This window comes from Janthinobacterium sp. SUN128, from assembly GCF_030587275.1.
Taxonomy (GTDB): Bacteria; Pseudomonadota; Gammaproteobacteria; order Burkholderiales; family Burkholderiaceae_D; genus Janthinobacterium; species Janthinobacterium lividum.
The window spans coordinates 2,084,075-2,103,109 of the sequence record NZ_JAPWHY010000001.1 but is presented as its reverse complement, the minus strand read 5'-3'; the positions used below and the strand labels follow the sequence as shown (position 1 = coordinate 2,103,109).

General features: G+C 64.8%; 15 protein-coding genes. 4 read left to right on the top strand and 11 right to left on the bottom strand.

Annotation, left to right across the window (positions count from 1 at the left end):
• Positions 1-36 precede the first annotated feature (36 nt).
• From O3297_RS09590 to wrbA, 6 genes are read right to left on the bottom strand one after another with little or no spacing between them, the layout of a single operon-like run.
• On the bottom strand, positions 37-1,113 hold the full coding sequence (locus O3297_RS09590) for a carotenoid 1,2-hydratase (protein WP_305048524.1): 1,077 nt from the start codon (positions 1,111-1,113) through the stop codon (positions 37-39).
• On the bottom strand, positions 1,113-3,704 hold the full coding sequence (locus O3297_RS09585) for an FtsX-like permease family protein (protein WP_305048523.1): 2,592 nt from the start codon (positions 3,702-3,704) through the stop codon (positions 1,113-1,115). Before O3297_RS09585 ends, O3297_RS09590 begins: the two co-directional genes overlap by 1 nt.
• The gene (locus O3297_RS09580) at positions 3,692-4,120 is read right to left on the bottom strand and encodes a DUF4124 domain-containing protein (protein WP_305048522.1); all 429 of its coding nucleotides are present in this window, start codon (positions 4,118-4,120) and stop codon (positions 3,692-3,694) included. Before O3297_RS09580 ends, O3297_RS09585 begins: the two co-directional genes overlap by 13 nt.
• Positions 4,117-5,532 carry an FAD-binding oxidoreductase gene (locus O3297_RS09575; protein WP_305048521.1) on the bottom strand — a complete coding sequence of 472 codons (1,416 nt, stop codon included), beginning with the start codon at positions 5,530-5,532 and terminating at the stop codon, positions 4,117-4,119. The genes O3297_RS09580 and O3297_RS09575 overlap by 4 nt, the downstream gene beginning before the upstream one ends.
• An 11-nt stretch (positions 5,533-5,543) precedes the next feature.
• Positions 5,544-5,954: a DUF2069 domain-containing protein gene (locus O3297_RS09570; protein ID WP_034784474.1), complete on the bottom strand. Its 411-nt coding sequence runs from the start codon at positions 5,952-5,954 to the stop codon at positions 5,544-5,546.
• Positions 5,954-6,562, bottom strand: a complete 609-nt coding sequence (wrbA, locus tag O3297_RS09565; RefSeq protein WP_070280806.1) for an NAD(P)H:quinone oxidoreductase — start codon at positions 6,560-6,562, stop codon at positions 5,954-5,956. Before wrbA ends, O3297_RS09570 begins: the two co-directional genes overlap by 1 nt.
• A 67-nt stretch (positions 6,563-6,629) precedes the next feature.
• Between wrbA and O3297_RS09560 the strand changes: the two genes are divergently transcribed.
• Entirely contained in the window at positions 6,630-8,006 is a 1,377-nt protein-coding gene (locus O3297_RS09560; RefSeq protein WP_257219172.1) for a YihY family inner membrane protein, read from the top strand.
• A 20-nt stretch (positions 8,007-8,026) separates the two neighbouring features.
• Here O3297_RS09560 and O3297_RS09555 read toward each other — a convergent pair whose 3' ends face one another.
• The 4 genes from O3297_RS09555 to O3297_RS09540 are packed head-to-tail and all read right to left on the bottom strand — an operon-like array spanning position 8,027 to position 13,606.
• Positions 8,027-10,027, bottom strand: a complete 2,001-nt coding sequence (locus O3297_RS09555) for a WG repeat-containing protein (protein ID WP_305048520.1) — start codon at positions 10,025-10,027, stop codon at positions 8,027-8,029.
• Between the two features lie 26 nt (positions 10,028-10,053).
• On the bottom strand, positions 10,054-11,448 hold the full coding sequence (locus O3297_RS09550; protein ID WP_305048519.1) for a PoNe immunity protein domain-containing protein: 1,395 nt from the start codon (positions 11,446-11,448) through the stop codon (positions 10,054-10,056).
• Positions 11,449-11,481: 33 nt separating this feature from the next.
• On the bottom strand, positions 11,482-12,294 hold the full coding sequence (locus O3297_RS09545) for an alpha/beta fold hydrolase (protein ID WP_305048518.1): 813 nt from the start codon (positions 12,292-12,294) through the stop codon (positions 11,482-11,484).
• Position 12,295: 1 nt separating this feature from the next.
• Positions 12,296-13,606, bottom strand: coding sequence for an O-acetylhomoserine aminocarboxypropyltransferase (locus tag O3297_RS09540; RefSeq protein WP_305048517.1), 1,311 nt, complete (start codon positions 13,604-13,606; stop codon positions 12,296-12,298).
• Positions 13,607-13,890: 284 nt separating this feature from the next.
• Here O3297_RS09540 and O3297_RS09535 point away from each other — a divergent pair, with 284 nt between their 5' ends.
• Positions 13,891-14,514, top strand: a complete 624-nt coding sequence (locus tag O3297_RS09535) for a 2OG-Fe(II) oxygenase (protein ID WP_305048516.1) — start codon at positions 13,891-13,893, stop codon at positions 14,512-14,514.
• A 128-nt stretch (positions 14,515-14,642) separates the two neighbouring features.
• Entirely contained in the window at positions 14,643-15,089 is a 447-nt protein-coding gene (locus O3297_RS09530) for a CBS domain-containing protein (protein WP_010398828.1), read from the top strand.
• A gap of 69 nt (positions 15,090-15,158) precedes the next feature.
• Here O3297_RS09530 and O3297_RS09525 read toward each other — a convergent pair whose 3' ends face one another.
• On the bottom strand, positions 15,159-17,420 hold the full coding sequence (locus O3297_RS09525) for a bifunctional diguanylate cyclase/phosphodiesterase (protein ID WP_305048515.1): 2,262 nt from the start codon (positions 17,418-17,420) through the stop codon (positions 15,159-15,161).
• A 432-nt stretch (positions 17,421-17,852) separates the two neighbouring features.
• Between O3297_RS09525 and aroC the strand changes: the two genes are divergently transcribed.
• Positions 17,853-18,947 carry a chorismate synthase gene (gene aroC / locus O3297_RS09520; protein WP_070280697.1) on the top strand — a complete coding sequence of 365 codons (1,095 nt, stop codon included), beginning with the start codon at positions 17,853-17,855 and terminating at the stop codon, positions 18,945-18,947.
• Positions 18,948-19,035 lie beyond the last annotated feature (88 nt).

The window sequence follows — 19,035 nt, the reverse complement described above, 5'->3', positions numbered from 1 at the left end:
TGTTTTTCGCTTAGTATTTACTGTATTTTGTACGGCTTATAACTTCATCGGCTGCACGTAGCCCGTCATTTCCAGGTAGGCGCGGCCCACCGGCTGGCCGCCGCGCTCCACTGTCACGGCGCCTTCCCAGTACACGGCCCCCGTCGAGCGGCGCGAATCGAGTTCCTGGTCTGGCTGCAGCGGCTTGATCTGCCAGCGCGTGGCACCCGTGCGGATCTCGGTGGCGACCGGATATTCGGCTTGCGTGCGCGGCGAACGCCACAGCTGCGTGGGCGTGAAATCGACGTCGCCGGGCGCGAACTGCGTCATCTTACCGGACGCGTCGCGCCATGTCGCGTGTGCCCATAGTTTAGCACCTGTCTTGCTGCGTATCTGGAAGGCCATCAGGGCGCCGCCATCATCGAGGTTGGCGCCTATCCAGTTCCAGCCGCTGGCGTCCGCGTCAAGCACCTGGCTGGACCACTCGTGATCGAGCCAGGTGGTGCCCGTCACGGCTTCCGGCTTGCCGCCCGCGCGCGCGATCGTGCCACGGGTAGCCAGCTGCGGTTCGCTGTAGTAGTAGCTCGATTGCGCGGGCCGGGCGCCCTTGCGCGAGTAGCCGCCTTCTCCCTGCAGCAGCACGGGCTGGGTGGGGGCCAGGGTCAGCTGCAAGTTGAATTCGCGCGCCGCCAGGCTGACCCGGTAGCTGCCGTCCGCTTGCCGCTGCATGCGCCAGCCGTCGAGTTTGACGTCCGTGTCGCCCACCTTGGCGTAGGCCAGGCCGAAGCCTTCGCGAGCGCTTTTCTCGTCGTGCAGCAGCTTGCCTACTTTCGGGTCGGACAGGGCCGCGTGGCCGATGATCAGCTGTTTCGGCGCAAATGCGCTGGGGTTGTCCGCATCGGTGGCCGTGGCGCTGCGAAAGAAGGTCACCTGGTAGCCCAGTTGTTCGCCGCCGCTGGTTTTTACCCAGCCCGTGGCGTACCACCATTCCGTCTTGTACGCGGGATGGGCGCCGAAGTCGTGCGGCATGCGCAGGGTCTGGCCGGCGGGCAGCGGCGTGACGGGGGCGAAGGCGGGCGGCGCGGCGGTGGCGGCGGCGCTGCAGAACGCGAGTAAAAGAGTCAAACGGCGCATTACCAGTCCTCCCTGACGGCGCGTATGGGTCCTGCGGACAGCGCCTGACGACCCGCGATCAGCGCCGTCGCGGCGGCAGCCGTCAGCAGGGCGCCGGCCACGGTGGCGATCAAGGGCCACGGCAGGTGCAGCTGCATGGTCCAGTGGAACGATTGCGGATTGACGATGAAGACCAGCACAAAGCTGATCAACAGGCCGAGGATGAAACCGGTGGCGATGCCCAGCGCCGTCAGCGCGCCGCCTTCCAGCGCCAGGATGGACAAGATTTGCCCGCGCGTCACGCCCACGTGGCGCAGCATGCCGAATTCGCGCGCGCGCGCCAGGGTCTGCGCGGAAAACGTGGCGGCCACGCCAAACAGGCCGATGACGATGGCGATGGCTTCCAATAAATACGTGACGGCGAAGCTGCGGTCGAAGATCTGCAGACTCAGGGCGCGGATGGCCGAAGGATTCGACACTTCCAGGCTGGCGCCAAAGGGCAGGTTTTTCAGGCGCTGTTGCAGCGCGTCGCCAGTGGCGTCCTTGGCCAGCCACAGGGCTGCGTCGCTGACATCGAGGTCGCCCGTCAGCGCGCGGTAGTCGCCCAGCGGCATCTGGATGGCGCCGGAAGAGCGCGCATAGTCGCGCCAGATGCCGGCAACAAAGAAGGTGTGCAAGCCGCCCGCCAGCGGCAGGGCTATGGACTGGCCAGGTTTGACGTTATACAGATCGGCCGCCGCCTCGGACAGCCACACGGGCCGGCTGCCTGCCGGCACGGGCAGTGTATCGCCCACCAGCACCATGCTCTTGCCCGGATCGGCCAGATTGACGGGACGCGCCAGCAGCGCCACATTCGGGCGGTCGGGCGCCAGCGACAGCGAGCGCACGCGCTGGAAGTCCACCCTGGCCACCTCGGGCAGAGCGGTGATGCTGGCTTGTTCGCGTGGATTCAGGCCTGCCGTGCCGCCGCTGGCGGCCGTGCGCGCGTACACGTCGGCCGGCAAGATCTGCAGCAGCCAGTCGTCGACGGAAACGCGGAAACTCGACACCATGATGGCCATCGCCACCATCAGGCTAAAACTCGACAGCACGCCACCGAGGGCGATGCCGGCCTGGCCCGAGGCGTTTGCCAGGCGGGCCAGGGTCAGGCTGCGCACGGGCGCATGCAGGCTGGTCTCCGTGCGCAGCCAGGCGCGCTGCAGGAAGCGGAAGACGACGGCCGCCAGCTGCGGCATCAGGGCGATGGCGCCGATCAGCAGCAGCGCGATGGACAGATAACCGAACAGGGGCAGCTCGAACACGGGCGGCAAGAACGTCAAGGCGCCGGCCAGCAGCAGGCAAGCCAGTGCGGGCCATGTTTTCGCCAGGCGCGTCGTCACGACTTCCTCGCTGCCCGATTTCAGGGCGATGGCGGGGGCTGCGCGCGCCGCTTCCAGCGCGGGTGCGGCGCAGCCCAGCAAGGCGACACCGAGACCCAGGGCGAAGTAGACGAAGGCGGCGACGGGCGTGAACTGCACCTGCGGCTGCACGCCCGCGAAATAGCCCGCGCCCAGGTCGCCGCCGAAGAAGCGCAGGGCCACGGCCGCCATGGCATAGCCGCCGGCGATGCCCAGCGCAGCACCGACGATACCGAGGCTGGCGCCCTCCAGCAGCACCTGGCGCAGCAGCTGGCCCCGTTCCATGCCCAGCACGCGCAGCAGCGCGAACTGGCCGCGGCGGCGGATGACGGACAGGGCCTGCGTGGAAAACACGAGGAAGGCGCCCGTAAACAGGGCGACCAGGGCCAGCACCGTCAGGTTGACCCGGTAGGCGCGGCTGAGGTTATTGTTGCGGCTATTCTGGTTTTCGTCATTGGGCTGGCCTACCTGGAAACGCCCCGGGTATTGCGCTTCCAGCGCGCGGGAAAGAGCCGCCTGGAAAGCGTCGCGGTTCACGCCCTGGCGCAGTTTCAAATCGATGCGCGACAGCTTGCCAGTTTTTTCGAAGCGCCACTGCGCCGCGCCGATATCCATCACGGCGATGCGCTGGCCGGCGCGTGCCCGCTGCAGCGAACCGGCCACGCGCAGGGATACCGTGCCCGTGCCCGATTGCAGCTCCACCTGGCCGCCTTGGGCCACAGCTAGCCAGCGCAAAGCGGCTGGCGACAAAAAGAGGGCGTCGTCGGCCAGGGTGTCGAAAGGCTGGCCTTCGGCCGGCGCGCCGATCAGGTCGGGCGAGATGAAGCCGGCGCGGAAGACGTCGAGCGCCAGGATGTGCAGGGGGCCGCCATCCTTCTTGCCGGCCACCGTAGCCTGCAGCTCCAGCACGGGCGAGGCCACTGCCACGCCGTCGCGCTGCGCCAGCCACGGGTAGATGGATTCGTCGAACAGCGCTTCGCGCCCCGCCACCTGCACATCGGCCTGGCCGGACAGGCTTTTGACGGCCGTGGAAAATTCATTGAAGGCGGCCGCGTTGATCAAATGAATGGCAAAGCCCAGCGACACGCCGATGGCGATGGCGAGGATGGCGACGAGGGCGCGCACGGGATGCGCGCGCCATTCGCCCAGCAGCAGCCAGCGCGACAGCAGGCGCGTCGTCGCCGGGCTGGCCAGCGGCGCAATCAATGCAGGCATTCGACGGCCAGGCGTTCGCCGGCGCGCCGCGCTTTCAGTTGCGCCGCATCGCGGTTCTTGTCGCCGGCGCCGACGGCATCCTGCGCCGCCCATTTCTGCTCCAGCCGCAGCTGAGCGCAATGCTTCTCGTGCATGTCCTTCTGTTTGGCGGCCCGTTCACGGGCCTGGTCTTCGAGCTTCTCGCGCTGCTTGCGCGCCGCTTCCATCTGGCTGGCCACCCGTTCCTGGCGCGTGGCCGCGCCCTTGTCGACGGCAGGCGGAGGCGCGGGGACTTCCAGTATCTGCAACTGGCCGGCCGTGCAGGGCGTGGCGCTATAGCTGGTCTGGCCATCCTGCACGCATTTGTAAACGTCCTGCGCGCTGGCGGAACTGGCCAGCAAGGCCATGGCGCATAGCAGGAGGGACGATGGCTTCACAATATCTTCCCGGGATTCATGATGTTCTGCGGGTCCAGCGCCTGCTTCACGGCGTGCATCAGCTGCAATTCCAGCGGCGACTTGTAGCGGGCCAGGTCGTCCTTTTTCAGGGCGCCGATGCCGTGTTCGGCCGAAATCGAGCCGCCAAAGCCATGCACCTGGTCGTGCACGATGCGGTTGATGGCGTCCTGGTTGGACAGGAAATCCTGGTCCGTCATGCCGGCTGGCGGCGCCACGTTGTAATGCAGGTTGCCATCGCCCAGGTGGCCGAAGCACACGAGCTGGCAGCCGGGGAAGGCCGATTCAAGGGCCGCATCCGTGACGGCGATGAAATCGGCAATGCGGGAAATCGGCAGCGAGATATCGTGCTTGATGTTCTTGCCCGCCTGCGCCTGCGCCAGCGGGATGTGTTCGCGCAGCTGCCACAGTCCCTCGGACTGCGCCACGGAACTGGCGACGACGGCATCTTCGATCAACTCGTCTTCCAGGGCCGCGCCGATGCTCGCTTCCAGCAATTCCACGGCATGCGCCTCGGACTGGCTGCTGGACAGTTCGAGCAGCACATACTGGCCGTGGGCCTCGGCGAATGGGCGCGGCAGCTGCGGGAACTGCTCCGCCACCAGCTGCAAACAGTACTGCGACATCAATTCAAAACCCGTCAGGCTGGCGCCGCAATGGTCTTGCATCAGCGAGAGCAGGCGCAGCGCATGGGCGGGCGAAGGCATGGCGGCCAGCGCCGTGATGCAGGCTTTCGGCTGCGGATACAGTTTCATCACCGCGCCGGTGATCACGCCCAAAGTACCCTCGGCGCCGATGTACAGGTCGCGCAAATCGTAGCCGGTATTATCCTTGCGCAGGCCGCGCAAGCCGCTCCAGACTTCGCCCTGCGGCGTGACCACTTCCAGACCCAGGCACAGCTCGCGCGTATTGCCGTAACGCAGCACGGCCGTGCCGCCCGCATTCGTCGCCAGGTTGCCGCCGATGGTGCAACTGCCCTCGGCTGCCAGCGACAGGGGGAACAGGCAGCCGGCGGCGCTGGCCGCTTCCTGGATGGTTTGCAGGATGCAGCCCGCGTCGACCGTGATGGTGCGGTTGACGGGATCGAGCGCGCGGATGCTGTTCAGGCGCGCCAGCGACAGCACGATGGCCGTGCCGGCCGCATCGGGTATGCTGCCCAGCACCAGGCCCGTGTTGCCGCCTTGCGGCACGACGGGAACCTGCCATTGCGCGCAGGCGCGCAGCACGCCGGCCACTTGTTCCACCGTGGCGGGGCGCAGCACGGCCAGGGCCTTGCCGGTAAACCTGTCGCGCCAGTCGGTGAGGAAGGGCGCCGTGTCGGCGTCCTGGGTGAGGACGTAGGTGTCGCCCAGCAGGTCGCGGCAGGCGGCGAGGAAGTCGGCTTGGTCAGTCATAGGCTTGTCGCTCATTTCTTGATGCTCACTTTATTCACTTTTTCCAGCAGTTCCCTGGCCATGCGCTTGGCCGCCTTTTTATACGGGCGCAGATACAGCACGGCGCAGACAAAATAGATGCAGACGATGGCCGCCTCGCCCCAGGCCATCAGGGCCGAGGTGGCGTTCGTGTCGCTGTAGCCGCGCACCACGCCTTCCGTGAAGTACAGCAGGATCACCATCGACGACCATTGCAGGGTGTAGACGTCGCGCTTGATCACGCCGTACAGGGGAATGAGCAGGGGCGCCGCCTTCAGGACGACCCAGGAGCCGCCCGGCTGCAGCGGCGCGATCACGGTTTCCCACAGCACGCACCAGACAATCAGGGTGACGAGGCTGGCGATGGCGCCCCAGTGGAAATACTTGTGCAGTACGCCGTGCATCATGCGCCTGCCAGTTTCGCGGCATTTTCCGCCAGGCGCCGGCCCAGGGCGATGGCCAGGCGTTTTTCATCTTCGCTCAATGCCTTGTCGCCGTCTATGCCCGACCAGTGCGTGGCGCCGTAGGGCGAGCCGCCGGTGGACGTCGTCATCAGTTCAGGATGCGTGTAGGGCAAGCCCATGACCAGCATGCCATGGTGGAAGAGGGGGATCATCATCGACAGCAGGGTCGATTCCTGGCCGCCGTGCAGGCTGCCCGTGGACGTGAACACGCAGGCGGGCTTGCCGGACAGGCTGCCGGCCAGCCAGTCGCTGGCCGTGCCATCCCAGAAATACTTCATGGCGGCGGCCATGTTGCCGAAGCGCGTGGGCGACCCCAGGGCCAGGCCCGCGCATTCCTGCAAGTCTTCCAGTTCCACGTAGGGCGCGCCGTCCAGCGGCACTTCCGGCGCCGTCGCTTCGGCCACCGTGGAGACGGCGGGCACGGTGCGCAGGCGCGCATCGCAGCCAGGCACGCTTTCCACTCCCTGGGCTATCAACTCGGCCAGCTGGCGCGTGGCGCCATGGCGTGAATAAAACAATACGAGAATAATCAGATTGGTTGGCTTCATCATTGGTATTATAGGGCGCTTTACAGCCTGATACGACTGCTGTCATGGCGCCGTTCTGATTTAGCACATGTTTTCAAAATATATATTCCCCATCTTCCAATACCTGTGGCGCACCTTGAGCATGGGGCTCGCCGTCGTGCGCGGCCTGACGTGGTCCGAAACGCGCGACCTGCTGCAGTTCGCGCGCCGCCGCGTGCGCGAGGAAAGCCTGCCGCAAGTGGCCGGCAGCCTGACGTTTGCCACCGTGTTCGCGCTGGTGCCGCTGCTCACCCTGGCCCTGGCGATCTTCACCACTTTCCCCCTGTTCAATACCTTCCGCCACGCGCTGGAAGATTATTTCGTGCAAAGCGTGATGCCCAAGGGCATATCGAACACCATCCTCGGCTACCTGACGACGTTCGCCTCGAAGGCCACGCGCCTGTCAGCCATCGGCGCCGGTGCCCTGATCGTCACGTCGGTGGGCATGATGGGCTTGATCGAGCGCGTCTTCAACCGCATCTGGCGCGTGCGCCAGGAGCGCCGCTGGACCAAGCGCTTGCTGGTCTACTGGGCCATCGTCACCCTGGGGCCTTTGCTGGTGGGCGTGTCGCTGACGGTGACCTCGCGCGTCTTCATCGCCACCAGCGGCGTGGTGGGCGCCGTGCCGTTCCTCGGCACCGTGTTCTATACCCTGGTGTCGATCGGCCTGACCATGCTGGCGTTTACCCTGCTCTACATCGCCGTGCCGAACCGCGACGTGGACTGGCGCGACGCGGCCTGGGGCGGCCTGCTGGCGGCGCTGGCGTTCGAGGTGGCCAAGCGGGGATTCGGCGAATTCATCCAGGAATTCCCCACCTATTCGCGCATCTACGGCGCACTGGCCGCCTTGCCGCTGTTCCTCGTGTGGATTTACCTGAGCTGGATGATCACCCTCGTGGGTGCCTTGCTGGTGGCTGCCTTGCCCGTCGTGAAATATGAACGCTGGTGGTACGAAGCGGTGCCGGGCAGCGAATTCGTCGATGCTGTCGCCATCTTGAAAGTGCTGCACCAGGCTTGCCACTGCGCCGATTCGGCCCTGGTGGGCGCGGCCGAGATCCGCCGCAGCACGCGCCTGGGCTTCGAGGAAATGGAAACCCTGCTCGACAAGATGGTGCAGCAGGGCTGGGTGGGAAGAGTCAACGTGGAGGGCGCCGTGCGGGTACAGTGGGGCAAGCGCGTGGCCGACAGTTCCGACCACTGGGTCTTGCTGGGCAACGTCAACCGCATCAGCCTGGCCGACGTCTACCGGCTGTTCGTCTTTGGCGGCATGCGCGTGAACTCCGGCTATCCGGCCGGTTCCACCAATGAACGCGATATCAAGGCGGCGGAAGAAGCGGCCGCCCTGGCGGCGCAGGTGGAAAACGCCGTGGAGCAGGGGCTAGGCCTGACTTTGGCGCAGCATTTCGGCGCCGTCAAATGCAACTGAGCGGTCTTAACTGAGCGGTCTTAGTACACCACGGGCCGCAAGGCCGCCTGCAGCGCCACCTTGCTGAACGCGGCCGCATCCTGCTCCCGCACCACGCCCAGGTAATACGTGTCCTCGCCGCCTTGCACGTTCACCAGGCGCAGCTGGTGCGGCGCCAGGTGGGCGGCGATGGCGGCCAGGCCTTCGGCCATCGCGTCGTCATCTTCGCGCTCCGTCCAGCGGAAGTCCCGTAGCGCGGGCAGTTCGATATGCTGGCCGATGCGCGGCACTTCGTCGACGGCTTTCCAGTCCAGGGTGGTGCCGTGGCCCTGCGTGTGAGAGGCCGTGGACCAGAGCAGGAAGAAACACGCCGCTTCGGGCGTGTCGCCTTCGTATTCTTCTTCGGGGTCGTCCTCCGCCAGCTCGTCCAAAGTGATGTCCACGCAGCGTGCGGCCAGTTCCGCATCGCCCAGCAAGAGCAGGGCGGCCATGGCGCGCAACTGCTCGCGGTCGGCCTGCGCCAGGATCTGCGGCGGCGTAAAGCTGCGGCGCCTGACGGGCTTTTTCTTGCTCAGGCCCAGGGCCGCGCTCAGCTGGGCCGTGACGGCCGCCTTGAAGTTGTCCACGGTGTCGAACTGTTCCAGCAGCTGGCCCGTGAAATCCATGCTCCAGGCCATGCCATCCTTGACCACATATAAAAAATCGCTTTGCACGGCCACGCCGCGCAAATGGTGGGCCGGTGGATACAGGGGCGTGAAAACCTGTTTTCCATCCAGTGTCAGCATGCAGGCCAGCCCCTGCGCATCGATGGCGAAGATCAGGTTCTTGCGCAGCTTGGGCGGCGATGAGGTGGTGGCGCAGTCGATGGCTTCGTACTGGCAGGGCGCCAGCAGCTCGCCCTGGCTATTGACCAGGCCAAACAGGAAGCGCCCGGCGATGCGCTGGCTGACGACGGCGATTTTTTTCTTCGTGCCGAAATCCTGCACGGAGCTGTAGGCCGGCGGCACCACGACCTTGCCTGTCTTGTCGAGCACGCCGCAGACATTGTGCTTCTCGTCATCGTCTGTCTGGTCTGTCTGGCGTTCGATGTCGATCAAGCCGTCTTCGCGCAAGCACATGTTGTCCACCCTGTCGATGAGCAGCGCGCCATCCGGCAGGCGCAGCAGGCGGCTGGCGCCGTCCGCATCGATCTGCTGCAACAGATGGGGGGTAATCACGTACAGGGCGCCCGGGGCGGGCGGCAGCACCACCGTACCGTTGAGGTCCAGCACGCCGTGCGCATCGGGGGCATCCGCCGTGGCAAAGGTGATCCAGCCATCGTCCGCGTAGTAAACGCCCAGGTCGACATAGCGCTGCGACAGCGGTACGATCCAGCGGCCATACGGCGTGACCAGGCCGGTGACGTCCGGTTCGCCGGCGGCGTTCACTTCATGGCACAGCACGTCTTCCTCCCATCCCACCACTTCCAGGCCTTGCAGGAAAGGCAGTTCGTCCGCGGCGAGTTCCTCGACATCGGCCAGCTGAGCGATGGCCGTGGCCGACCAGTAGCCGGTGGCGGACGATGCGGTGCCGGCGGCCAGCAGGGGCGCCAGCGCTGCCCGCTCGCCACGCTGCAGGGCAAGGTGCAGGGCTTGCGCCTCGGCGCGCAGGCCCTCGAGCGCGGCCGCGTACTCCGGCGTGCCGATATCGTGCGGGATCAGCTGCACGCAATCGAGGATCAGCCACGGCTGGCCGCCCGCCAGCAGGGTGCTGATGGCGCTGCGCGCGACGAGGGCGGCCGCGTCGCGCGGCCTGTCCATCAGGGAGGACAAGGCTTGCCAGCTGGCTTGCGCCTGGACCATTGGCGCTGCCAGCACGCAGGGACAGTCTTCGCCATCGCCGTAGATGGGCCAGGCGATGGCTTGCGCGCCGGCGCCGACGAGCAGCTTGAACAGCATCGGTATGTCCAGCCGCCATTCGGCCAGGCCCGTGATCGCATCGGTGTCGAAACCGGCTTGGCCGGGCAAAAAGGCGGTGCTGAACAGGGCTGCGGTATTGATCATGTCTCTTCGTTCAAAATGTTGGATGGTCAGGGCGCCGGCGGCATGACCCAGTGCGCCAGCGCTCCGCGATCGAGTCCCAGCTGCTTGGCCGCGGCGGCGGCCTCGAAGGCCCACAGGCCGTAATAGCCGCCCAGGCCCTGCGCGCGCAAATGACCGTTGAACCAGTCTTCGCGCACCAGCGCGCCATGCCAGGTAGCCAGATAATGCCGCAGGTGCTCGCGCTGCTGCGCGGGATCGTCCGCGTCCAGGCACTCGTACAGGGCCGAATAGGGCTCGGCGAAATACCATTCGTCGACGGCGGGACGCTGCGGATCGATGGCGGACAACAGCGCTTCGTACACGCCATCTTCGCCATCGAAGGCCGTCTGCAGAGCGGTCAGGCGCGCGGCCAGGTCGTGGCGGCCGAACAGCAGGGTCGCGCCCAGCAGCTGCAGCGTGCGCGCATAATCCGTCAATTGTTCGAAATCAAAGGCGGGCAAGGCGTCGTCGTCGTAGGCCTCGGCCAGGGCCGTGCGCGCCGTTTCGCAGGCGGCAACGGCCGCTTCCAGCGCCGTTTCCACGTCAGGCAAGGGCAAGCCTGCCGTGTAGCGCAGCGAGAAGACCTGGTAAGCCGTGCTGGCGGCCGCGCACGCCCAGTAGGCCGCGTCGCCACCGTCGTTTTCCGCCTGCGCCTGCGCGCGGACATAGGCGGCCAGCAGGGCGTCGAGGTAAGCCAGGTTGCGGCTAAAGTCGAACGGGGAGGGCGGCACCTGGCGCGGCGTGTGGGGCCAGGGCGTGGGCGACGCCGGGCAGGTGGCGGCGCAATCGCGCTGGATGGCCCAGTCGGCGAAGATTTGCTGCATATACTGCGCCGTTTCGTCATCGTGGATGATGGCGCCGACGCCCACCATGGTCGTGCCCAGCAGGGTGTAGCCAGGGAAGCGGCTGCTCTCGTAGGCGATGGTCGTCACGCTCTGGATGGTCCTGCCGTCGCTCAGGTCGCGCACGCGGAAGTACACGTCGTCCCAGCCGGCCAGCGGTGGCGTTGGCGGTTCATCCGGCAGGGTGTTCCAGCTGCCGTCCGCCTGCTCTTCATAGGCGTCGAGCAGCTCGTCGAGGCCACCGGGGCGGTCGATGCGGTTGTTGGCGTCGTATTGCAGGCCCAGTTCGGCCGCGAAGGCTGCCGCGTGGCGGCCCTCGAAGACCAGGTACTGGGAGCTCGTGGTGCCGACCAGCAGATCCGTGTGCTGGCCCGCCACGACGAGCGCCTGCGGCAGCCGGCACCATTGGTAATACGGAATGCCGGCCATGGGGCCGCCTTCGTCCGCCAGCGGGTTGGTGAAGCGCAGCTGTTCCAGCCATTTATAGCGTTCGTAGCGTTCATCTTCCGTGCCGCTGCCTCGGCCAGTCAATTCATCGAGCAGGGTATTCAACAACATCATTCATCGATCCTAAAAAGTGTGCGTGGCATGGCGTCATGTCGGGGTGCTTTGCGCAAACGCAAACAGCGCGTCGAGCACGGCGTCGGGCTGCTCGGCCATCAATTCGTGCCCGCTGTCGACCTGCACCACCGTGCCATGCGCGATTGCCGCTGTCAGCAGCCGGGTCGATTTGGGCGGCGTCATCATGTCTCGCGCGCCGAAAATGAATAAAGTCGGGCAGTGTACCGAAGCGGCGGCGATTTCGCCGTTCGCGTAGGCATTGCAGGCAAAAAAATCCGTGTGAAACACGTGATCGGGATTGAGGGCGGCGATGCGCTGTTTCAAGCGCCGCGCGCCGCCCATGGCATAGAAGCCGGGGCCGGGAAACGACGGCTTTTGCGCGATCGACGAATGCGACCAGATATTGACCATGTCGATGGCCGCCTGTTCATCCTTGAGCGACGTTTCCAGCAGCGCCGGCGAGACCTTCATCGGGTAGGTGGAGCCCAGCATGGCCAGGTGGCTGACCCGCTCCGGCGCCAGGTGCGCCGCTTCCAGCGCGATCAATGAACCCATGCTGTGCCCGATCAGCATGGCCTTGGCCGCGCCGGCAGCGTCCAGCATGGCCAGTATCCAGCGCGCCAGGTCTGCGACATTATCCTTTGCCGTACCCAGGCTGCGCCCATGGCCGGGCAAGTCGACGGCCAGCACGTTCCAGCCGTGGTGGGCAAAATAGCGCGTTTGCAGGGCCCACACGGAATGGTCGTTCTGTGCGCCGTGGATGAAGACGGCCGTCGGCTGGCCCGGGTTGTATGGTTTGCCGCCCGTGTAGCAGTAGGCGACGGTATTGTCGATGGTGAACAGCATCTCAGGCGCCTTTCTGCGACAGTTTCAGGCCACGGGCCAGGTCTTCGATCAAATCATCGGCGTCTTCCAGACCTACCGATAAACGCATGGTGCCCTGCGTGATGCCGGCCTGTTCCAGCTGATCGTCGGGCACGCGGAAATGCGTGGTGGAGGCGGGGTGGATGACGAGCGACTTGGCGTCGCCCACATTGGCCAGGTGCGAGAAGATCTTCAGGCTGTCGACAAAGCGCTGGCCCGCCGCGCGGTCGCCGCGCAGGCGGAAGGTGAACACGCCGCCCGCGCCTTTCGGCAGCAGGGTTTTCGCCAGTTCGTAGTCGGGATGCGACGGCAGTTCGGGATAGGACACGGATTCCACGGCCGGATTGGCCAGCAGGAAGTCAATCACCTTGCGCGTGTTGGCCACGTGGCGGTCCATGCGCAAGCCCAGGGTTTCGATGCCCTGCAGGATGGCGAAGGCGTTGTGCGGGCTCATGACGGCGCCGAAATCGCGCAAGCCTTCGCGCCGCGCGCGCAGGGCAAACGGCGCCACCGTCGATTCCTCGGCAAAGACCATGCCGTGGAAGCCTTCATACGGTTCGCACAATTCGGCGAAACGGCCCGTCTTGTCGTACGCCGCCTGCCAGTCGAAGGTGCCGCCATCGACGAGCAGGCCGCCGATGGCCGTGCCGTGGCCGCATAAAAACTTGGTGGCCGAGTGGAACACCAGGTCGGCGCCATGCTCGAAGGGGCGCAGCAAATACGGCGTGGTAAACGTCGAATCGAGCATCAGCGGCAACTGGTGTTCGTGCGCGAGGGCGGCGATGGTCGGGATGTCCAGCACGTCGAGGCCGGGATTGCCCAGGGTTTCCGCAAACAGCACTTTTGTATCTGGGCGGATGGCGGCGCGCCAGGCGTCCACGTCGCGCGGATCGACAAAGGTGGTGGCTATGCCGAAGCGTTTCAGGGTATAGGCCAGCAGGTTGTGCGAGCCGCCGTACAGGGCGCGCGAAGCGACGATGTGCGATCCCGCGCCCGCGATGGTGGACAGCCCCAGATGCATGGCGGCCTGGCCGCTGGCCGTGGCGATGCCGGCCACGCCCCCTTCAAGGGCGGCGATGCGCTCTTCCAGTACGGCATTGGTGGGATTCGAGATGCGCGAATACACGTGGCCGGCCCGCTCCATATTGAACAGCGAAGCCGCATGCTCCGAACTCTTGAAGGCAAACGAGGACGTGAAATGGATGGGCGTGGCGCGCGCGCCCGTGGCCGGGTCGGGCGCGGCGCCCGCGTGCAGGGATAAAGTATCGAAACCGGGGTATTTCGGGCCGCTCATGGTGTCTCCGCCAAGTTTTATAGTGGCAAGATCGTAACCTGATTTGCAGCCGAGCAAAAGAGCTCCTGTGCAGGGCGCATGGCGCCGTGCTGGCGGGCTGCGCGTGTAACCTGAAGTGTAAAAAAAGTGACCGGCGCGGCACGGCGGTGGTAGGATACCGGATCAGCGATATTCGGGCTGTTTTACCTGCGCGCGTGCGCCGCGCCGCAGGAGAGGCTGCTGCGTGCAAGCGAAATCCTGGGCTTCAGGCGAACTCTCATCGCATGTCCACCAGGAAAGATTTTATGCCCGCAATATCGTTCGACGGCTCCCTTGCCGTTCCCGGACCATCTATCGTCGACGGCCTGTGCCAGGCAGGCTGGCTCATGCAAGAGCATTTCATCTCCCCCGAACTGAGCCGCCAGCTGGCCGCCGAATGCGTGCAATCCATGCTCAGCGGCAAGATGAAGGGCGCCGGCGTGGGCAGCGGCCATGCGCCGCTGCTGCAGCCGGACATCCGCGGCGACCATATCGAATGGCTGGAAACGGGCCGCTCGGAAGCGTGCGACCGCTACCTGGAACAGATGGAAGCGCTGCGCTGCATGCTCAACCGTGAGCTGTTCCTGGGACTGGAAGAGTACGAAAGCCATTTTGCCCTGTACGCGCCGGGCGCCTTTTACCGGGCCCATCTGGACCGTTTCCGCGACGACGACAAGCGTACCGTGTCCGTCGTGCTGTACCTGAACGACGACTGGCTGCCCGAGCACGGCGGCGCACTGCGCCTGCACCCGCAGGGCGGCGAGCACATCGATATCGCGCCGCAAGCGGGCCGCATGGCGATGTTCATGTCGGGCGAGATGCTGCACGAAGTATTGCCGACGGCGCGCGAGCGCCTGTCCATCGCCGGGTGGTTCCGCCGCAGAACGTGATGCAAAGTGGCGCGCAATCCCCCTCGATTTGATTGCGCGCAAGGCTGGATTTTTCCGCAGGCATAGGCTACAGTCGCAGTAAGGGCTAGAATAACTAAAATACCAATCACGCGGACAGGACGGCCAATATGAAAGTATCTGAAATTCTCCAAGTCAAGGGCAATATCCTCTACACGGTCACGCCTGACCAGCCCCTGCTTGACGCGGCCAATACCATGGCTGAAAAGGACATCGGTTCGCTGGTGGTCATGGAATTTGGCGACCTGGTCGGCATGCTGACCTTCCGCGAAGTGTTGAACGCGCTGCATGAAAACGCGGGCCAGATCGGCGGCGGCACCGTGCGCAAGCACATGGATGACCACCCGATCACCGTGACCCCCGATACGGAAGTCAACGAAGTGCGCCGCATAATGCTGGAAAAACACGCGCGCTACCTGCCCGTCATGAATGCCAAGACCTTGCTGGGCGTCATTTCCTTCTACGACGTGGCGCGCGCCGTGCTGGAAGCGCAAAGCTTTGAAAACCAGATGCTCAAGGCCTACATCCGCGACTGGCCGGCTGAAACCACCGACTAAGTTTCGCCCATGCAGTAAAAACAACGCCGGCAACTGCCGGCGTTTTGCATTGGCTAGCCAAGGTGGCGCCTATGCGGCGCCCTGCAGCGCTTCGTTGTTCAGCCAGGTGCCCAGCGCCGTGGCCGTCATCGGGCGGGCGAACAAAAAGCCTTGCGCCATCGGGCAGCCCAGCGCCTGCAGGATTTGCGCCTGGCGCTCGTCTTCCACGCCTTCGGCGATCACGGCCAGGCCCAGGTTGCGGCCCAGCTGGATAACCATTTCGGCGATGCTGCTGCCGCGCGCCGAGCCCGTGATCTCGGTGACGAAGGCACGGTCGATCTTCAGGCGGTCGACTTGCAGGCGCTGCAGGTAGGACAGGGACGAGAAGCCCGTGCCGAAGTCGTCGATGGCGATGCTCACGCCCGTCTGCTTGATCTGCCACAGCATCTTGATCAGCAGGTCCGGCTCTTCCATGGCCATCGATTCCGTGATTTCCAGCTCGATGAATTCGGGCGGCGCCTGCGTCTCTTCCAGCGCCGCGCGCAGCATTTCCAGGAACAGCGGGTGGCGGAACTGCACTTGCGACACGTTGACGGACATGACGAAATTGCGGTGGCCCTGCTCGCGCAGCAGCACCAGTTCGCGGCAAGCCGTGCGCAGCACCCATTCGCCGAGGTCGATGATGATGCCCGAATACTCGGCAATCGGGATGAAACGGTCGGGCGAGATGAACTTGCCGTCCGGCGTCTGCCAGCGCAGCAGCGCTTCGGCGCCCACGGGACGGCGCGTGGTCAGGTCGATCTGCGGTTGATACACGACAAACAGCTGGTCCTGGCTGAAGGCCGTGCGTAGCGCATGCATCATGCGCACCCGTTCGCGGATTTCGATGCCCATGCTGCGCGAGAAATAGAAGTGCCCGGCGCGTTGCTGGCTTTTCGCCCGTTTCAGGGCGATATCGGCATCCTTCAGCGCGTCGGCACCCGTGCCCGCATGTTCGCCCAGCCGTACCAGGCCCAGGGTGGCTGACAGCTGCACGTCCTGGCCATCGATGCAGAACGGCGCCTGGAACAGGGCCAGGATCTTGCTTGGGTTGACTTGCGAAGAGTCGCCCAGCACGCAAAAGATGTCGCCGCCCAGGCGCGCCACCGTCAGGTGTGGCCCCAGCTGGGTTTGCAGGCGTCCCGCCACGGCGACCAGCAGCATGTCGCCGAACTGGTGTCCCAGCGCGTCGTTGGTCTCGGCAAAATGGTCGAGGTCGACCAGCGACAGGGTGGCGTCGTCGCGCGCGGGGCCGGCCAGGGTGGCGTCGAGGATCTCCACCAGGCGCGTGCGGTTGGGCAGCTTCGACAATTGATCGTAGAAGGCGGCATTGTGCAGGTGCGACACCAGCTCGACGTTGTCGAGGCCCACGGCGACGTTGCTGCAGAAGACTTCCAGCAGGCTTTCATCGATGGCCGAGAGGGGGCGCGGCAGCACCAGGTAGGCGGCCGCGTCGCGGCTGGCCTTGCCCGCGAAGTACAGGGTGGCGTAGTCATGCGCGTACACATTGCGCCGCTGCGCCAGCGTGTGTTCGATGGCGGCCATCACGCGGGGATTTTGCAGGCCGCACAGGGCGCTGTGCGGCAAGCTGGAAAAGCTGCCCGTGCAGGCCGAGACGAGCAGCTCCCTGGCGCCGCTGTCCTGCAGGTCCTGCACGCACAGCACGCCGTCGGCGCGGATGCCCAGCAGGTCGGCGATCTGCGCCAGCACGCCGGCCGAGAAATTCTGCACGCCATGCAGCGCCATCAGCTGCGTGCTGGCGTGGACGATACGGTCCAGGCCGCGCCGGCTGCTGCTGATCGAACGGATCTGCTCGTACGAGCGGATGGCGGCCGTCACCGTGGTAAACAGCTTGATGCGCGTCAATTCGGACTTGGTCTTGTAATCGTTGATGTCGAAATCGCGGATGGCGTCGATTTCCGGCGCGTAGCCGGGCTGGCCCGTGCGCAGGATGATGCGCACGTCCGTCATCTTGAGGGTTTCGCGGATGTAGCGCACCAGGTGCAGGCCCGCGTCATCCTGTTCCATCACCACGTCGAGCAGGATGACGGCGATGTCGTCTTCATGCTTGAGCAGTTCGCGCGCCTGGCCGGCCGAATACGCATGCACGAATTCCAGCGGGCGGTGCTGCATTTCCAGGTTGCCCAGGGCGAAAGTGGTGGTGGAGTGGACGTCTTCATCGTCGTCGATGATCATCACCCGCCAGACGCTGCGCGGTGCGACGGCCAGCGGCGGCGCTGGTTGCTCATCGAGGAATACCAGGTCGTCGTGATCGTCCTTGTTGGCGTCAAGGGGGATGATCGGTGCGGGCATGTATAGCTTCTCCAGGATGACTCAGTACGGGATGTGAGCACATCAGAAATGTCCATGGCGTTGTTGCACCGCCTCGCCGTACTCGCGTACTGTCTTCGCGGCGCGCCTGGCCCTGGCCATTTCTGATGCACTCAGGGCACATCGAAAAAGCAGCACTCAAGTGTTGCCGAGACTTGCCCATTTTCTGATCGCCCATCATCCAAGTATATAGCTATTTAATAAGCAAAATGTTTTTTTAAGTATCCTGTAGAGTGCAATATTTCTTGTATTGCATGATTGCAACTCTTATTTGGTATTTTTTATATGAAAAAATACGCGGGATTTTAAAATGGCGAGATCGGTGGGGAATATCCGGCCTTGCTGCGGCATTAGCGGCATGGCATGTCCCGCAGGCTGGTAGAATTGAGTTTTCCAGTCCTTACACTTCCTACTATGTCCGGCAATTCTTTTGGCAAGCTGTTTACTGTTACCACTTTCGGCGAATCGCATGGTCCGGCCATCGGCTGCGTGATCGATGGCTGTCCTCCAGGATTGATCCTGTCGGAAGCCGATATCCAGCCTGAACTGGACCGCCGCAAGCCGGGCACCTCGCGCCACGTGACGCAGCGCCAGGAATCCGATACGGTGGAAATCCTCTCCGGCGTGTACCAGGGCGTGACGACGGGCACGCCCATCGCGCTGCTGATCCGCAATGAAGACCAGCGCAGCAAGGATTACGGCAATATCGCGGAAAGCTTCCGCCCCGGCCACGCCGACTACACCTACTGGCATAAATACGGCGTGCGCGATCCGCGCGGCGGCGGGCGCTCCTCGGCGCGCCTGACGGCACCCGTGGTGGGCGCGGCGGCGATCGCCAAGAAATGGCTGCTGCAGCAATACGGCACCACCTTCAAGGGCTGCATGAGTCAGCTGGGCGACATTCCCGTGCCGTTTCAGTCCTGGGAGCACGTGCATGCGAATCCATTCTTTGCCGCCAGCGGCGACGCGGACCTGATCGCGCGCATGGAAGCGGCCATGGACCAGTTGCGCCGCGATGGTGATTCCATCGGCGCGCGCATCGACGTGATCGCGCAAAACGTGCCTGTCGGCCTGGGTCAGCCCATCTATGACAAGCTCGATGCCGACATCGCCTACGCCATGATGGGCATCAATGCCGTCAAGGGCGTGGAAATCGGCGCCGGTTTCGATTCGGTGGCGCAAAAGGGTTCCGAGCACGGCGACGAACTGACGCCGGAAGGTTTTATCGGCAATAACGCTGGCGGCGTACTGGGCGGCATTTCGACGGGGCAGGATATCAGCGTCTCGATCGCCATCAAGCCGACCTCGTCGATCCGCACGCCGCGCCGCTCGATCGATAAAGAAGGCAATCCCGTGATGGTGGAAACGTTCGGCCGCCACGACCCGTGCGTGGGCATCCGCGCCACGCCGATCGCCGAAGCCATGCTGGCGCTGGTCCTGATCGACCACGCCCTGATGCACCGCGCGCAATGCGGCGATGTGTCGGTATCGACGCCGAAGTTGAAATAAGCTGAATGTTGTCGGATTACGGGCCTGCGGCCCTAATCCGACCTACGCCCCATGCCATGTAGGTCGGATTAGCGCTTGCGCGTAATCC

What these genes read in the sequence shown, in the direction of transcription:
- O3297_RS09540 (WP_305048517.1), bottom strand. Translation starts at nt 13,606, where the DNA reads ATGAGCGGCCCGAAATACCCCGGTTTCGATACTTTATCCCTGCACGCG.
- O3297_RS09560 (WP_257219172.1), top strand. Translation starts at nt 6,630, where the DNA reads ATGTTTTCAAAATATATATTCCCCATCTTCCAATACCTGTGGCGCACC.
- O3297_RS09525 (WP_305048515.1), bottom strand. Translation starts at nt 17,420, where the DNA reads ATGCCCGCACCGATCATCCCCCTTGACGCCAACAAGGACGATCACGAC.
- O3297_RS09545 (WP_305048518.1), bottom strand. Translation starts at nt 12,294, where the DNA reads ATGCTGTTCACCATCGACAATACCGTCGCCTACTGCTACACGGGCGGC.
- O3297_RS09570 (WP_034784474.1), bottom strand. Translation starts at nt 5,954, where the DNA reads ATGCACGGCGTACTGCACAAGTATTTCCACTGGGGCGCCATCGCCAGC.
- O3297_RS09530 (WP_010398828.1), top strand. Translation starts at nt 14,643, where the DNA reads ATGAAAGTATCTGAAATTCTCCAAGTCAAGGGCAATATCCTCTACACG.
- O3297_RS09590 (WP_305048524.1), bottom strand. Translation starts at nt 1,113, where the DNA reads ATGCGCCGTTTGACTCTTTTACTCGCGTTCTGCAGCGCCGCCGCCACC.
- O3297_RS09535 (WP_305048516.1), top strand. Translation starts at nt 13,891, where the DNA reads ATGCCCGCAATATCGTTCGACGGCTCCCTTGCCGTTCCCGGACCATCT.
- O3297_RS09555 (WP_305048520.1), bottom strand. Translation starts at nt 10,027, where the DNA reads ATGATCAATACCGCAGCCCTGTTCAGCACCGCCTTTTTGCCCGGCCAA.
- wrbA (WP_070280806.1), bottom strand. Translation starts at nt 6,562, where the DNA reads ATGAAGCCAACCAATCTGATTATTCTCGTATTGTTTTATTCACGCCAT.
- O3297_RS09550 (WP_305048519.1), bottom strand. Translation starts at nt 11,448, where the DNA reads ATGATGTTGTTGAATACCCTGCTCGATGAATTGACTGGCCGAGGCAGC.
- aroC (WP_070280697.1), top strand. Translation starts at nt 17,853, where the DNA reads ATGTCCGGCAATTCTTTTGGCAAGCTGTTTACTGTTACCACTTTCGGC.
- O3297_RS09575 (WP_305048521.1), bottom strand. Translation starts at nt 5,532, where the DNA reads ATGACTGACCAAGCCGACTTCCTCGCCGCCTGCCGCGACCTGCTGGGC.
- O3297_RS09585 (WP_305048523.1), bottom strand. Translation starts at nt 3,704, where the DNA reads ATGCCTGCATTGATTGCGCCGCTGGCCAGCCCGGCGACGACGCGCCTG.